Origin of the sequence: Paenibacillus sp. J2TS4 (assembly GCF_018403245.1) — a bacterium.
Classification (GTDB): domain Bacteria; phylum Bacillota; class Bacilli; order Paenibacillales; family NBRC-103111; genus Paenibacillus_L.
In genome coordinates this window covers 249,383-263,845 of the sequence record NZ_BOSH01000004.1, presented here as the reverse complement: position 1 = coordinate 263,845, position 14,463 = coordinate 249,383, and the positions used below count along the sequence as shown (strand labels likewise).

Sequence of the window (14,463 nt, the reverse complement as noted above, 5' to 3'; positions counted from 1 at the left end):
GGGGAGCCCCGGAACTAAACAATTAAATAATGTTTAAAAAAAGGGTGGCGATAGGTTATTACACCTTCAACCCACCCTTTTCAATTCATCTTATTAGATTATGCGGTCGTTTGCTCGCCTTGATTCGCTTCAATAACCGCCTCGGCCATTTTGGAAGTCAGCAGCTTCACTGCGCGAATCGCATCATCGTTCCCCGGAATGACGTAGTCAATTTCGTCCGGATCACAGTTCGTATCAACGATTCCGACGATCGGAATTCCCAGCTTGCGAGCTTCCGCAACGGCGATACGCTCTTTGCGTGGATCGATGACGAACAAAGCGCTAGGAAGACCTTTCATGTTCTTGATTCCGCCCAAAAACTTCTCGAGACGTTCTTTTTCCTTGCGGAGCAAGATGACTTCTTTCTTAGGCAGAACTTCAAACGTGCCGTCCTCTTCCCATTTTTCCAGCTCGTGCAGACGATTAATCCGCTTTTGGATTGTAGAGAAGTTAGTCAGCGTACCGCCCAGCCAGCGCTGGTTAATGTAGAACATTCCACAGCGTTCCGCTTCTTCCTTCACCGAATCTTGAGCCTGCTTCTTAGTACCTACGAATAAGAAAGTTCCGCCTTCGCCAGCTACTGACTTTACGAAGTTATAAGCTTCTTCCACTTTCTTAACCGTCTTTTGCAGGTCAATAATATAAATTCCGTTTCTTTCCGTGAAGATGTATTTATCCATTTTCGGGTTCCAACGACGGGTCTGGTGACCAAAATGAACCCCAGCTTCCAATAGCTGTTTCATGGAGATAACTGCCATCCTCACACACCTCCTCTGATTGGTTTTATAGTTCCCTCCGCCACTCTCATCTTGGAAAAAGACTTCCTTATAGAAAGCACCCTGATTCCAATTAAATGGCGTGTGTTCTTAACACCGTCAATAAATATACCATATTCAAATTAGCGATGCAACAAAATGTGCTTCCACAGACACTAAAGTGTGAAAAACGCCTTTGGGGGATTGTTCGGGAATGAGCACCCATATAAAATTGAAGGGATCCGGAAAGCAAAAACCTACAAAATTCTATACATGGACAAAAGAGACTTTCACCGCCAGGGCAAAAGTCTCTTTATTCGAATGAAATTCGATCAATGATGGCGTCGATGGATTCCCCAGGAGGGAAGGAGTAAGTCCCGCTTCGTATTTTTGGGGTTTTCTTCAGTTCTTTCAGTCTAAGCTCAAACTCATGGCTGTCTTCAATAACTCCGGCAGTTTCCAAAGCAGCAGCAACATCGGAGGCGAGCATGCCTGCGACTATAGCTACAGTAACATCTGGCGATTCGGCTGCTGATTCGGAATCAGCCGGAGCCTCCGTTCCCTGTTCTTCGGCTGCTGCGCGCGCTTGGGCAAGCCTTAATTGCTCGTCCAGCTCAGTTTGTGTATACAGCTTAACATCAGCAGGATAGATCGCGAAGCCGGCCTCCTCCGCCCGCTCCTTCCAATCGATCTCCACGGCCTCAACATCTCCGATATCCCCGCCTCGAGACGGACTTTCGCTGTTCACTGCAATGTTCATCACCTGCAGCAGCAAAGCCCCGGCAACAAGACCACTGCCTAAACCGGACCAAAACGATCTATGCCTGGACGCGCTCATGGCTGTTCTCCTCCTGTTTGCCCAACTGCACGATCAAATTGACTTCCCCTTTATTCATTCCAAATTTGCGGGCGATAACCTCTATAGACTTTCCTTGCTCGTATAAAGCAAACAGCTCCGGGTATCTTTGTTTCAGATTCATTCCGTCGCGACTTGTAACGGTCTCCGGCAGAGTCTGACTTGACTCAGCCAATGATGCCTTCTCCGGAGCTTTATCAGGAACCGCTTCCACAGGGGCCGCACTCTTGTCCGGCTTGCTTTCGGAGGAAGAGGCCGTGTTAGCCTTCATAAACTGCTCCATCCGTTCGGCCAACAACTCATCCCGCTTATGCAGCTGCTCAATTTTGCGATTTAATCCTTGAAGCTCACTATGATGCTCTTCCTTCATTCTGGCCAGCGTCTCCAGCAGCCTTTCGTTATCCAGTTCGAGCTCTGTCGCAAATTGCTCGATCGTTTCCTCCACCTCTTTAACGAGGTCCGTAGAGGTCTTGGGGGATATGGGAAGCAAACGAGAAAGCACGATGATAACTGCTCCTATTAATACAATGTAAACCCAAGGTTCGTTCATGGAGTCCACCTTTTTGTCCATCGGATTCTTTTAATGAGCTTCAGCCCATAAGTGGATGTTCTTCCATCTCCACTCCAAAGGCTATGAAATATGTAATGCCAATAATATAGAAGTCCATAGGGGACTTTTGACAAACTCTATAACTGCAAATCAATGAATTTGCCTTTGTACGGGTGCTCGGACTTTTTATCCTCCACAGGGCTGGAGTCGTCTTTATTGCTCCTTCTTCTTTCGTTCCCGCCTTTGCGATGACGGCGTTCCTCCCCGTCTCGAATACCGGCTTGTTCGGCCGCTTCCGATTTTGCGGCGACATTCCGCTCCTTCTCCGTATCTTTTGCCGCCTGATTCGCAAGGTGGCTCTGATCTTGAACAGGCTTCTGCTGAATCTCATTTTGTTTGATGCCGGCATCGGGGCTTTTATGGACGGCAAGCTGCATATCGATCGATTTCAAGCTCATGCGTTCTCCCCCAGTTCAATAAGAGTCTTGTGGCCGTTATTACGGAAAGAGCGGATACATGACGATGTCACCGTTATCGATTCGGAAATAAACTCGTTGGACCGGATCTTTAGTAGATTTAATATAACGTCCCATAACCAGTCTCACTCCGCCATATACGGTCGAAGTCGCCTCGATTTTGGCCAGCTCGGTATCCTCCAATGTTTTCTCCAAATGCAGAATTCGATCTTTGCTCATTTCAATTTCTTCGGATGTTTGCTTCTTGGTGTTCGATAATTTGACTCTCATCGCTACTTTGTCAGGCGACATCTGGCCGGACGCCGCCAATTGATCCAACAGGGTCAGCGCTTTCTCGGTCTTCTGAAGATTGTCGGTGCTGCTCTTCAATTGCTCCTTTAATTGCAGCAGCTCGCTTCTCACCTCGGGCAACACGCCCACCTCTATTACAGTAGCCGTAGATAGAGAATTCCCTATCGTCCTGGCGCTGACATATTCCCCGGCCTGAATTTTTCCGCCAACGATCAATCCTTTGGCGCCCGCGCATTGCACGCTTCGGCCGGCGCGCACATTGGAATGCATAATACTTTGGGAAATGATGACGTCTTCCCCGGCCTCGACATTCCCTTCCTGTACGAAGGCGCTTCTGACCGTCTTCCCCGCTCGAATCAAGCCTTTATTTTGGCCTAATATTCCGGCGCTGATCAATATGGAGCCCCCGGCTTCCATTTCCGCACCTTCTACGCTGCCCGTTACGCGAATGTCTCCCTCTGCCTTAACCTTGAATCCGGTCAGCACGTTCCCGCGAATGACGACCGTTCCGATAAAGTCAATATTCCCGATCCCATAATCGACATCGCCATTTACTTCATAGACCGGAAATACGTTGATTTGTCCATGTCCAGTATGGCTGATCACACCATCAATAGCCGAATACAGTTGTTGGTTCTCTTTATCGGTAACTACATTTTTTCCAATCTTGAATCTGGCTTCCTTGCCGTTCCTCGCCCTAATAACCTCGCCGGTTACCGCTTTGCCGGGTATTCCTTCGGTTGGCGGAATTCTGCGGGCCAGCAGCTCCCCTTTTCGAACATTGTGGATCGTGGTCACTTCCCGGAAATCGACGGAGCCATCCTCCAAAACAGCAGGTTTCTTGGCTTGATCTTTCAGATCAAACAAGTAACTGATTATTCCATCCTTGCCCGGCTGGGGCGGATCTCCCGAAGCAATGACAATTTTCCGCTTTAAGTAGGGCCCGATGTCGGTCGCTATCTGCACAATTCTCGCGTAATCAATCCCATAGCTTATCGAGTGGTTTTTAAGCAGCGCTTCTAACTGTTGAACGGTACAGACCATATCTTCCCCGCAGTTAGAAAAATCCAGGAAGGCTTCCAATTTGTCGTTAGACACCGTTACTTCAATGTAGTAGTCGTTAGAGGCTGAATGAGGGTTCATAGTAATCCATCCCTTCTATTCATGCAACAATTGTACTTTAAATCGTCCCAGCGATCCTCTCAAGCGAAGAATGGCTTTAGAATGAAGCTGAGATATGCGAGACGGCGACAGCGACATCACTTCGGCAATTTCACTCAGCGACAGATCCTCGTAATAGAACAACGAGACGACCGTTCTTTCTTTTTCAGTTAACCGGTCAATAGCTTTGGCCAAAGTTTCCTTCAAAAAAAACTCATTAACCTTATACTCGGGGTTTTTGGATGTTTCGTCAACTAAAATGGATAATCTCGTCTCTGACTCTTCCTCTTTAATAGGCTCATCAATAGAACAAAGAGTCGTTAAGGTTATTTCTTGCAGCATCGTATGAAATTCCTTCTCGGTCACTTGCAAATAACTGCTGATCTCCTCATCGGTGACAGATCGCAATTTTTCCTGCTCCAGCTTTTGGTAGGCTTCCTCAATTTTTTTCGCCTTTTCTCGAACCGAACGGGGGACCCAATCACCTTGACGCAGCCCATCTATGATCGCTCCACGAATTCTCCATGACGCGTAGGTTTCAAATTGAAGGCCGCGCATATGGTCGAATTTCTCAATCGCATCGATCAAGCCCATCACTCCGTGACTGGCCAAATCGTCTTTCGATACCGAGCCCGGCATGCCGCTCGCCAGCCGGTTGGAAACGAAGTCTACCAAAGGTAGATAGCTTTCCATTAACTGCTGCTTCGCCTCAAGCGAGCTCTCTTCTTTCCATCGCTTCCATATTTCCATGTTGGATAAATGGGATTGCTTTTGAACTGCCATACAAGTTCACCTTCCTTACTCTTCTGAAAGATGACGAAGGGCTTTGACCAGCTCTTCCGAATTGACCTGATCCTTGGTTGCCAGCTTAGGCGGATTCAGAGGAGCGAATCCGTCGTCTTCTTCCTGCTCCGTAGACTGCCTGCCGGATGGGGAAGAGTCCCCGGACTTTGCTATCGGCTCGTCAGGTGTTGTAAGATCTATTGTTTGTCCGCGCGCCGGCTCTTCCGGCGTCGATGGTTGACCAGTCTCCGAACTCGGTTCAGCAAGCAATATCCCCAGAATCCAGCGAAAGACAAATACAAGTGCAAACAAAATAACGAAGCTATATAGTGAGCGGAGCAAGGTCGTTGTCAATATGTTGTTGGAAAAAGAGGCTAAAAAGGTAGCCACAGCTCCCAATCCGCCAATCATCACATTCCAGCGAATCGTTCCCATCATTTATAAATCACGGCTTCCATGCTGAACACTCCGGATATGCAGAATTCCGGTAGCACAATCCAGTTCAATTGTTCTTCCATAATTTCCTCCCGTATCTTCCGCTTTGACGGGTATTCCGAATCGGTCCAGCAGCGCTTTGCAGGATTCCACATTACGGGGACCAATTCTCATCGAGTCGGACCGGTTGCCAAATACAAACATTTGGGCTCCTCCGGCCATTTTGGCCTCCATACGGCGGACCGCCGCACCTTCCTCTTCCATCAGGCGGACCAATTCGGGCAAAGCCGTATCCGCAAATTTGGCCGAATTGATCGGACCTTCCCTGGCAATGGAGGAAGAGGGAAGCATGACATGGGCCATGCCGCCGATTTGGGTGGCGTGATCATAAAGAGTGACCCCGACGCAAGATCCCAAACCTGTCGTTCTTAACGCTCCCTCACCGCGAATGACGTTCAAATCGGCCATTCCAACCTTCACTACATTTTGCTGAATCATGAAGCGGGCACTCCCAGCGCAGAAAACAGATTATCAAATGAGTCCGGATCGGGGATAAAAAAGAAATGGCCTTCGATCGCTTCACTGCCCTCGAAAAAATTAGTATCGATGAACAAAGCCTGATCCCCCATCTGACCGTATTGAAGCAGTCCATAGCTTAGAATCGCCCCTGCCATATCCATCGCGAGCAAGGGCACGGAAGGGATCAGCTCCAGCCGAGTCAACTCGGCCAAGGAGGTCAGATAGGAGCCCGCCAGAATATTGCCGATTTCCTGTAATGCGGACAGCTCCATTTCGGTATAATGCCCCTCTCCTTCTCCACCGTTCATTACAAGAGAGCTGAGCAGCAGCTTGGCTGATGATTGAGTAAAGATGAAGAACAAGTTGCCGGGAACATCCCCTTCCACCCGTAAAAACACGGCAATGATGACTTGCTCCGATCCGCCTACGCTATCCGATATTTGCTCAAAAGGGACCAATTTGACCTTGGGCACCTTCATATCGACCTGCTTGCCAAGAAGCTTGGACAAAGCGGTCGCCGCGTGACCGGCGCCGATATTGCCGACTTCCCTCAACACATCCATCTGAAACTCAGCCATCGGCTTCATCGCATTCATCGGCTATACCTCGAATTGTTCCAGTTGGATGATTTCGTCCTTGTTAAGCACTTCTCGCAAGTTGAGCAGTACCAGGAGGCGATCCTCTCCGACTTTGGCGATACCGTGCAAATATTTGGCTTTGATTCCGCCCACGACCTCCGGCGGATCTTCTATGGCGTTCTCCGCCACGTCCAGCACATCGTTAGCCGAGTCAACGATTAATCCAACCTCCAGCTCGTTGACAGCGACAATTATGATCCTGGTTTGATCGGTATACTCCCGTTCCTCCAGACCAAACCGGCTGCGCAAGTCGATCACCGGGGTGACGACGCCGCGCAGGTTAACGACTCCTTTAACAAACGCCGGAGTCTTGGGAACTCTGGTCATCGGCAGCATTCGCTCGATAGTCTGAACCCTCTCTACATCAACGCCATATTCCTCGTCGCCAAGGGCAAACACGATCACTTTCAAATCTTCTCCCATTCCCACTCACCCTTTCATAAATTATGGAGCTAGAATTCATTTATTTAATAAGCGCGTTCGTTTCCAGAATAAGGGCTACCTGTCCATCCCCCAAAATAGTCGCTCCGGATACGGCGAACGGATTATTCAAATATTGACCTAATGATTTCAGGACAATTTCCTGCTGCCCGATAAACTCATCCACAACAATCGCCGCTTGCTTGTCCCCTTTTTGAATCACGATCAACTGCATGGAAGAGCTTAAGGCTACAGACTTAACCGGGATATCGAGCAATTGATCCAGATAAATGACCGGGATTACACTTCCCCGGTAGTTAAGCATGGGATTGCCGTGAACGACACGGACCTCGCTTTTTTCCACGATCGCCGTTTCAGCAATGGACGACAGTGGAATAGCGTACTTCTCTTCCCCTATCCGAATCAGCATAGCCGCTATAATCGAGAGCGTGAGAGGAAGCTGTACGGAAAACTTCGTTCCCTGTCCCGGATTGGACGATACACTAACTTGGCCGCCAAGAGATTCGATCTTGGTCCGAACGACATCCAGTCCGACCCCGCGGCCGGAAATATCGGAGATTTGGTCGGCGGTACTGAAGCCGGACGCGAATAGCAGCTGGTAAACCTCTTCGTCCGCCAGCTTATCCGCCTGCTCCTGTGTGACCACATTTTTGCGGATCGCCGTTTGCAGTACTTTATCTCGGTTAATTCCTTGGCCGTCGTCCTGAATTTCGATGAAGACATGATTACCGCTATGAAAAGCCGTCAGTTGAATCGTCCCCACCTCGGATTTCCCCGCGGCCAACCGTTCGTTTCTCGACTCCACTCCATGGTCCACCGCATTTCTCAACAGGTGAACCAGCGGGTCTCCAATTTCATCAATAACGGTCCGATCCAATTCGGTTTCCGCCCCGGTAATGACCAGATCGATCTTCTTATCCAGTGATTTGGCAATATCCCGGATCATTCTGGGGAAGCGGTTGAATACCGTATCGATTTGCACCATCCGCAGCTTGAGAACAATATTTTGCAAATCGCCGCTGACACGGGTCATATGCTCGACGGTTTCGGTCAAATCGTTTCTGTGAATTTCTCTGGCCAATTGCTCCAGCCGAACCCGATCAATTAACAGCTCGCTTAGCAAATTCATCAGCACATCGAGCCGCTCGATATCGACGCGAATTGTTCGGCTTGCCGCAGGAGCCCCCGCCGGCTTCGGCTTGGCTTTGGCCGGCTGTCCGGCAGCCTGCGATTTAACGGCAGCCGCCTTGGCTTCGGCTGCTGCGGGCGGCTCGGCAATCGCCGCAGCCGCTTCCTGGGAACCCGCATGAAGACGCTGCAGCATCTCCTCATCCAGTGGATGCACGTTCACAGACTCAATTTCGGAAACGTTCATTATTTCATTCTGAAGCGCAGAAGCTTCTTTATCGCTTATGAAGTAAACAGAGAAGCCTTTGTCGAACATTTCCTGCTCGATCTCTTCTACGGAAGGGGTTGTCTTGACTACTTCCCCGCTATTTTCCAATATGCCGAAAACCATGAAGGAGCGAGCTGCCTTTAATACGCAATCGTCACGGAAAGCAACATCAATGTGATAGATCTGGTTTCCGGCCTGCAAAGTTTGCAAGAGGACGGAATATTGAAATTCATCCAGATCGGCTGAGGGTGCGGCCGCCTCTTGCTTTGCGGAAGCTGTATCTCCGTGAACAATCGCATTTAATGATGCGATAAGCTCCGATACGTCCAGACTTCCCGTTCCTCCATTGATAATGTCATTCACCATCGACTCCAGCGCGTCATTCCCGGTAAATAAGCATTCGAAGATAGGTTCACTCATGGAAAGCTTATCGTTCCGAACCAGATCCAGCACGTTCTCCATCTCATGGGTTAGGGAAGCGATATCCTCGAATCCCATAGTCGCCGACATTCCTTTCAGCGTATGGGCCGAGCGAAAGATGATCTGTACAATCTCAATGTCCTCAGGGCTTTGTTCCAACTGAAGCAGTTGATCATTCATGGCTTGTAAATGTTCTCTCGCTTCATCGATGAAAACTGACAAGTACTGATTAGTATCCAAACCGCTGCACCTCCTGTATTTACATAGTAGATTTAGTCGCTGCCGGGGCTCGGGCCCGGATTATTCTTTGATTAGCTCCAGCAGTTTGCCGCTGATTCTCTGCTGGGGCAGGATGTACATAGCTGCTCCCCGTTCGACCGCTGCCCGCGGCATTCCATACACAACGCAGGTTTCCTCGGATTCAGCAATGGTCGTCCTCGCCCCCGCCTGCTTCAAGGCCAGCAGACCGGCTGCTCCGTCGCTGCCCATCCCCGTCATTAGGACGGCATGTCGTTTAAGCTCCTTATAAGGGACCAGCGATTCAAAGAGCACGTCCACAGAAGGTCGATGCCCGGAACGAGTGCCTTCCTCGGATAGCCGGATACCATAGCCGTGCGGACCTTGTCTGTTTAACAGGAGATGATATCCTCCTGGAGCAATGTAAGCTGTACCGCTCTCCACTGGCATTCCTTCCTCGGCTTCGACAACCTTAATCTCGGAAGAGGAATCAAGACGGCGGGCCAATGATTTAGTAAAGACGGGAGGCATGTGCTGCACGATTAGAATCGGTGCAGGAAACCGTTTGGGCAAGCCGGACAGCACCTGCTGCAAAGCCCTCGGTCCCCCGGTGGAGGTTCCGATGGCGATCAAGTGGCTGAACTTCCTTCCCGCCATTTGATCGCGGCCTTTCTCCGCTCCTTCCTCCCGTTTCACCTGCGGAACCGGGTCCGGCATCGTTATCGTTAGTGGCGGCGCTTCGACCACCCGAACCTTCGAGCGCGCGGCCATCATTAATTTCTGATGCAGCTCCAGCTTCACTTTATACAAATCCAGAGAAATGGAACCGGACGGCTTGCCGACAAAATCGACCGCTCCCCACTGCAATGCCTGAACGGTCGCTGCGGCTCCTTCCTGGGTCAAGCTGCTCAGCATCACGACCGGAGTCGGATGCTCAGCCATTATCCTCTGCAGAGCTTCCAGCCCGTCCATCACGGGCATCTCCACATCCATGGTGACGACATCCGGTTTAAGCCGCTTCACTTTTTCGATCGCATCCGCCCCGTTAATGGCCGTGTCCACTACCTGCAGGCGCGGATTGCCGGACAAAAGATCGCTTATGATTTTTCTCATAAAGATAGAGTCATCGACGACAAGTACCCGATAAGGACGCATCCGTTTCCCTCCTCTAAGCTGCATATAATGTGGTATGTAGTGGCATGCTGTTGGAAATCCGACCCATCCATTCTGACAACCGACATAGTCCGTCTGAAGATGTTGTGTTCAAGCTGGTCTGCTACTTCTTCCATCTAAGCATCGAATGCAAAAAGCCTCTAATGCCCGCTTGCGGGGCCTGTGGAGCAAGTCCGGATAAAAACCGATCGGCCAAATCGTGAATCGATCTGGAAGCGATGCAGTGAGGGTAAGCAACGGTAAATGGCTTCTGCAGTTTGACTGCCTTCGGGACGCAGTTATCGTCCGGAATATATCCTAGAATAGGAATGTCCATCTCCAAGAAGCGATGGGCTGCGATTCGGAATTTATCCGCTGTTTGCTTTCCTTCCTTCGGGCCGGATACCCGGTTGACCACCAACCGAAAAGCTACGTCATGGCCGAGTCCTTTCACCATCTTGATAACGGCGTAAGCATCGGTAATCGAGGGCGGCTCAGCAGTCGTGACAACGATCGTTTCATCCGCCGATACGATGAATTGGAGCGTCTCATTCGACAATCCCGCACCGGTATCAAAAATAATATAATCGACGTGGCCGTCTAGCCGTTGAATCTGCTCCGAGAACATCCCCAGCTCTTCCTCGGACAAATGCAGCAAATCTGTAAAACCCGAGCCGCCTGCAATAAACTTCAATCCGCCATAGCCCTCGTGAATAATACTCCAAATCGAGCGGTTCTGTTTAACCAAGTGATACAGGTTATAACGCGGGGTGACCCCCATCAGCACATCCAGATTGGCCAAGCCTATATCGGCATCGAATATAAGCACCTTGCGGCCGCGCGCCTGCAGAGCAAGCGCGAAATTCAACGTAAAGTTGGACTTGCCTACGCCGCCTTTACCGCTCGTCACAGTAATGACGCGGGTGTGGCTGAAAGCCGGCTTCTCTTCCGCCGCTTTCATCCTCATCAGCTTGCGCAAGCTTTGTGCCTGATCATTCATGCACGGCTTCCCCCAAAATGACGTTAATGATTTGCTGCTCGCTAGCTTCCGCAATATCGTCAGGAACGTTCTGCCCATTCGTAACATAGGACAACTGAAGGTTAAGCGAGTCGATTAAATTCAGGATCGAGCCCAAGGTTCCTGTTTCGTCCATCTTAGTAAACAGCACTTTATCAAGTTTGAATTTCATGAAGTTATCCGCAATGACCTTCATATCCCTGTACTTAGTCGTCAGGCTGAGCACAAGGAACGTCTCGCTCGCCCCCTTCGATTGAAGCAGCGAATTCAATTCGGAAACATACATTTCGTTGCGGTAATTCCGTCCCGCCGTATCCATAAAAATAATATCCCTGTCTTCCAGTTGGGAAAATGCCCGCTGCATGTCCTGTGGCGAGAAAACAACCTCCAGCGGAATGTTTAAAATGGTCGCATAGGTTTTGAGCTGCTCGATGGCGGAGATTCGGTAAGTATCCGACGTAATCAAACCAACCTTGCGCTTGTGCTTCAGCACCTGCTCAGCGGCCAGCTTAGCGATCGATGTCGTCTTGCCGACCCCGGTCGGGCCGACAATGTGAACGATGCGAGTGTGCTCAGAGATGGCCTTGGCTCCTTGATCGGCAAAAATCTCAAGCATTTTGTCGCGAGCGCTGGAAACAAGCCGGGCTCTGTCCCATTCCTCCGCGGATTCATGCATTTCATCCCGAATGGGACCAAGAATCCGCTCGACCAGTTCCGGCGATACTTCCTGCTCCAGAAGCCTCTCCTTTAATTCCAGCCATTCGGGCGGCGCACTCGCTTCGGAAACCGATGCGGTGGACAGCTGTTGCACGAGCTTCTTCATCTGTCTGATCTCTTCGAGGATGGGCCCGTCTCTTCCCTCGGAATTATCCGCTGCTTCCTTAGCAGGTCTGACGCCGGAATCGGTCACAATGGGAGCGCCTTTCTTCAGCGTGTCGGGAAATCCTTCTGTTTGTTCCGATGCGGACATGGAATAGGGACGGCGGCCGGAATAGGCAGCGGCCGCAGCTGTCTCCGCTTGTACCGCAGCCTGATGGACAGAAGGAGATACGGACGAAAGAGGAGGAGGCGGGCTCTCGTCTGCGGCGGCAATCACCTCTATTTTTTTCTTGCCGAACCAGCCCCATAGTCCCCCTGTACGAATCTCCTTTGTATTCAAGATGACGGCATTCTTCCCTAAATCGCTGCGGATTCGGACGAGCGCATCGGGCATCGAATCGACGACATAACGCTTCACCTTCATAGATTCACTACCCCCATACTTTGAATTTCAACATTCGGCTCCAGCTCGCTGTAGGATAATACCGGAATATCCTGCATCGTTCTTTCCAACAGCTGACGCAGGTACATCCGAATCGTCGGAGAGGTCAGGATGACTGGCTGTTGTCCGGACTGAACGGCTTTGCCTACCTGCTCGCTCAACCGGTGATAGATCGTCTGTGAAGAGGTCGGATCAAGCGCCAGATACGATCCTTGATCCGTCTGCTGAACCGATTCCGCGATCTTTTTCTCCAGGGACGGCCCGACGGTAATGACCTTGAGCGAATCGTCGCCTTGGGCAAACTGCTGGGTAATCTGGCGAGAAAGTGCCTGGCGGACATATTCGGTCAGTATATCCGGGTCTTTGGTATAGGTTCCATAATCGGCCAGCGTCTCCAGAATCGTAACCAGATCCCGTACGGATATTTTCTCACGCAGCAGCTTGACGAGAACCTTCTGGACATCCCCGATCGACAGCACATTCGGGATCAAGTCCTCCACCAGAGCCGGATAAGCCTCCTTGACGTTCTCGATCAACGCTTTCGTCTCTTGGCGTCCGAGCAATTCAAAGGCATGCTTCTTGATGACCTCGGTCAAGTGAGTGGCTACGACAGACGGAGGATCGACCACCGTATATCCGGACAGCTCTGCCCGATCCTTCGTTTCCTCGTCAATCCATAGAGCGGGCAGCCCGAATGCAGGCTCCGTCGTTTCGATTCCAACGACGGAATCATCCTCCACTCCCGGACTCATCGCCAAATAATGATTCAGGAGCAAATCTCCCCGAGCGATCATATTCCCTTTAATTTTGATCACATATTCATTCGGCTTTAACTGGATGTTATCGCGGATTCTAATGACAGGCACGACAACCCCCAGCTCCAGCGCGCATTGTCTTCGGATAAGAATAATTCGGTCTAACAAATCTCCGCCTTGCTGCGCATCCGCCAGTGGGATCAAGCCATATCCGAATTCGAATTCGATCGGATCGACCTGCAGCAGGCTTATGACGCTTTCCGGGCTGCGCACTTCTTCGAATTCCTGTTCCTCCTCGATTTGCTGCTCCTCCACTTGCCTCCGCTCCATCGTTTTTTGCATTTTGTATGCCGCAAAAATTAACAGAGCGCCAATCGGAAGTGTCGCCCCCAGACCAATCGGAGTAAACAAGCCGAGTACAAGAATGGTTCCGGCCACAACATAAAGCAGTCTGGGATAGGTTAGCAGCTGCCCGGATATATCCGAAGCGAAGTTGCCGTCGGAGCTCGCGCGTGTCACAATCAGTCCCGCCGCTGTCGAAATGAGCAGGGCCGGAATCTGACTGACCAGACCGTCCCCAATGGTTAACCTGGAGAAAGTGGCCCCCGCTTCTGCCAGCGACATATCATGATAAATCATTCCAATAATCAATCCGCCAAGAAGATTGATTATTAAAATGATAATTCCGGCGATGGCATCTCCTTTGACAAATTTACTGGCTCCATCCATCGCTCCGTAAAAATCAGCCTCCCGCTCGATCTTGCTCCGGCGGTCTCTGGCTTGGGTTTCGTTAATGAGACCCGCATTCAAATCAGCGTCAATACTCATCTGCTTACCCGGCATCGCATCCAGGGTGAAGCGTGCCGCCACTTCCGCTACCCGCTCCGAACCTTTAGTAATGACGATGAATTGAATAATAACAAGAATCAGAAAGACGACCAGTCCGACGACAATGTTTCCATTTGCTACAAAGCCTCCGAAGGTGTCAACGACTTGCCCCGCCTCGGCCTCCGACAAAATATTTCTCGTTGTCGAAATGTTCAACGCCAACCGATAAAGCGTCGTCACGAGCAGCAAGGACGGGAAGACCGAAAACTGCAGAGCTTCCTTCGTATTCATCGCAACAAGCAGAATCGTTAACGCCAACGTAATGTTAATAATGAGGAGAACGTCTAGCAAAGGAATGGGAACCGGAACGACCATCATCAGAACGATCCCGATTATTCCGACCAAGATCAATAAATCCCGTACTTTCACTGTTTAGTCTCCTCCAATTGCAC

15 protein-coding genes are annotated in these 14,463 nt (G+C 50.4%); all 15 read right to left on the bottom strand.

Going from position 1 to position 14,463, the window contains the following annotated elements:
- Nucleotides 1-98: 98 nt before the first annotated feature.
- The 15 genes from rpsB to flhA all read right to left on the bottom strand — a co-directional run bounded on the left by rpsB (nt 99) and on the right by flhA (nt 14,440).
- A complete protein-coding gene (rpsB, locus tag KJS69_RS11425; protein ID WP_213583889.1) occupies nt 99-797 on the bottom strand; it encodes a 30S ribosomal protein S2 in 699 nt (232 codons plus the stop codon).
- 310 nt (nt 798-1,107) lie between these two features.
- Entirely contained in the window at nt 1,108-1,632 is a 525-nt protein-coding gene (locus tag KJS69_RS11420) for a hypothetical protein (RefSeq protein WP_213583888.1), read from the bottom strand.
- Nucleotides 1,613-2,200, bottom strand: coding sequence for a DUF6115 domain-containing protein (locus tag KJS69_RS11415; protein WP_213583887.1), 588 nt, complete (start codon nt 2,198-2,200; stop codon nt 1,613-1,615). Before KJS69_RS11415 ends, KJS69_RS11420 begins: the two co-directional genes overlap by 20 nt.
- 137 nt (nt 2,201-2,337) lie before the next feature.
- Nucleotides 2,338-2,658, bottom strand: coding sequence for a hypothetical protein (locus KJS69_RS11410; RefSeq protein WP_213583886.1), 321 nt, complete (start codon nt 2,656-2,658; stop codon nt 2,338-2,340).
- A gap of 39 nt (nt 2,659-2,697) precedes the next feature.
- Nucleotides 2,698-4,110, bottom strand: coding sequence for a flagellar assembly protein A (locus KJS69_RS11405; protein ID WP_213583885.1), 1,413 nt, complete (start codon nt 4,108-4,110; stop codon nt 2,698-2,700).
- A gap of 15 nt (nt 4,111-4,125) precedes the next feature.
- A complete protein-coding gene (locus tag KJS69_RS11400; RefSeq protein WP_213583884.1) occupies nt 4,126-4,911 on the bottom strand; it encodes a FliA/WhiG family RNA polymerase sigma factor in 786 nt (261 codons plus the stop codon).
- A gap of 15 nt (nt 4,912-4,926) precedes the next feature.
- Nucleotides 4,927-5,349 carry a hypothetical protein gene (locus tag KJS69_RS11395; RefSeq protein ID WP_213583883.1) on the bottom strand — a complete coding sequence of 141 codons (423 nt, stop codon included), beginning with the start codon at nt 5,347-5,349 and terminating at the stop codon, nt 4,927-4,929.
- On the bottom strand, nt 5,350-5,844 hold the full coding sequence (locus tag KJS69_RS11390) for a chemotaxis protein CheD (RefSeq protein ID WP_213583882.1): 495 nt from the start codon (nt 5,842-5,844) through the stop codon (nt 5,350-5,352). It abuts the gene before it with no gap.
- On the bottom strand, nt 5,841-6,461 hold the full coding sequence (locus KJS69_RS11385) for a chemotaxis protein CheC (protein ID WP_213583881.1): 621 nt from the start codon (nt 6,459-6,461) through the stop codon (nt 5,841-5,843). The genes KJS69_RS11390 and KJS69_RS11385 overlap by 4 nt, the downstream gene beginning before the upstream one ends.
- Nucleotides 6,462-6,464: 3 nt before the next feature.
- On the bottom strand, nt 6,465-6,926 hold the full coding sequence (locus tag KJS69_RS11380) for a chemotaxis protein CheW (RefSeq protein WP_213583880.1): 462 nt from the start codon (nt 6,924-6,926) through the stop codon (nt 6,465-6,467).
- A gap of 40 nt (nt 6,927-6,966) precedes the next feature.
- Nucleotides 6,967-9,000 carry a chemotaxis protein CheA gene (locus KJS69_RS11375; protein ID WP_213583879.1) on the bottom strand — a complete coding sequence of 678 codons (2,034 nt, stop codon included), beginning with the start codon at nt 8,998-9,000 and terminating at the stop codon, nt 6,967-6,969.
- 60 nt (nt 9,001-9,060) lie between these two features.
- Entirely contained in the window at nt 9,061-10,152 is a 1,092-nt protein-coding gene (locus tag KJS69_RS11370) for a protein-glutamate methylesterase/protein-glutamine glutaminase (protein ID WP_213583878.1), read from the bottom strand.
- A 121-nt stretch (nt 10,153-10,273) separates the two neighbouring features.
- Nucleotides 10,274-11,149 carry a MinD/ParA family protein gene (locus KJS69_RS11365; protein WP_213583877.1) on the bottom strand — a complete coding sequence of 292 codons (876 nt, stop codon included), beginning with the start codon at nt 11,147-11,149 and terminating at the stop codon, nt 10,274-10,276.
- Nucleotides 11,142-12,410 (bottom strand): flagellar biosynthesis GTPase FlhF, encoded by a 1,269-nt coding sequence (gene flhF, locus KJS69_RS11360; RefSeq protein WP_213583876.1) that lies wholly within the window; start codon nt 12,408-12,410, stop codon nt 11,142-11,144. Before flhF ends, KJS69_RS11365 begins: the two co-directional genes overlap by 8 nt.
- Nucleotides 12,407-14,440 carry a flagellar biosynthesis protein FlhA gene (gene flhA, locus KJS69_RS11355; RefSeq protein WP_213583875.1) on the bottom strand — a complete coding sequence of 678 codons (2,034 nt, stop codon included), beginning with the start codon at nt 14,438-14,440 and terminating at the stop codon, nt 12,407-12,409. Before flhA ends, flhF begins: the two co-directional genes overlap by 4 nt.
- Nucleotides 14,441-14,463 lie beyond the last annotated feature (23 nt).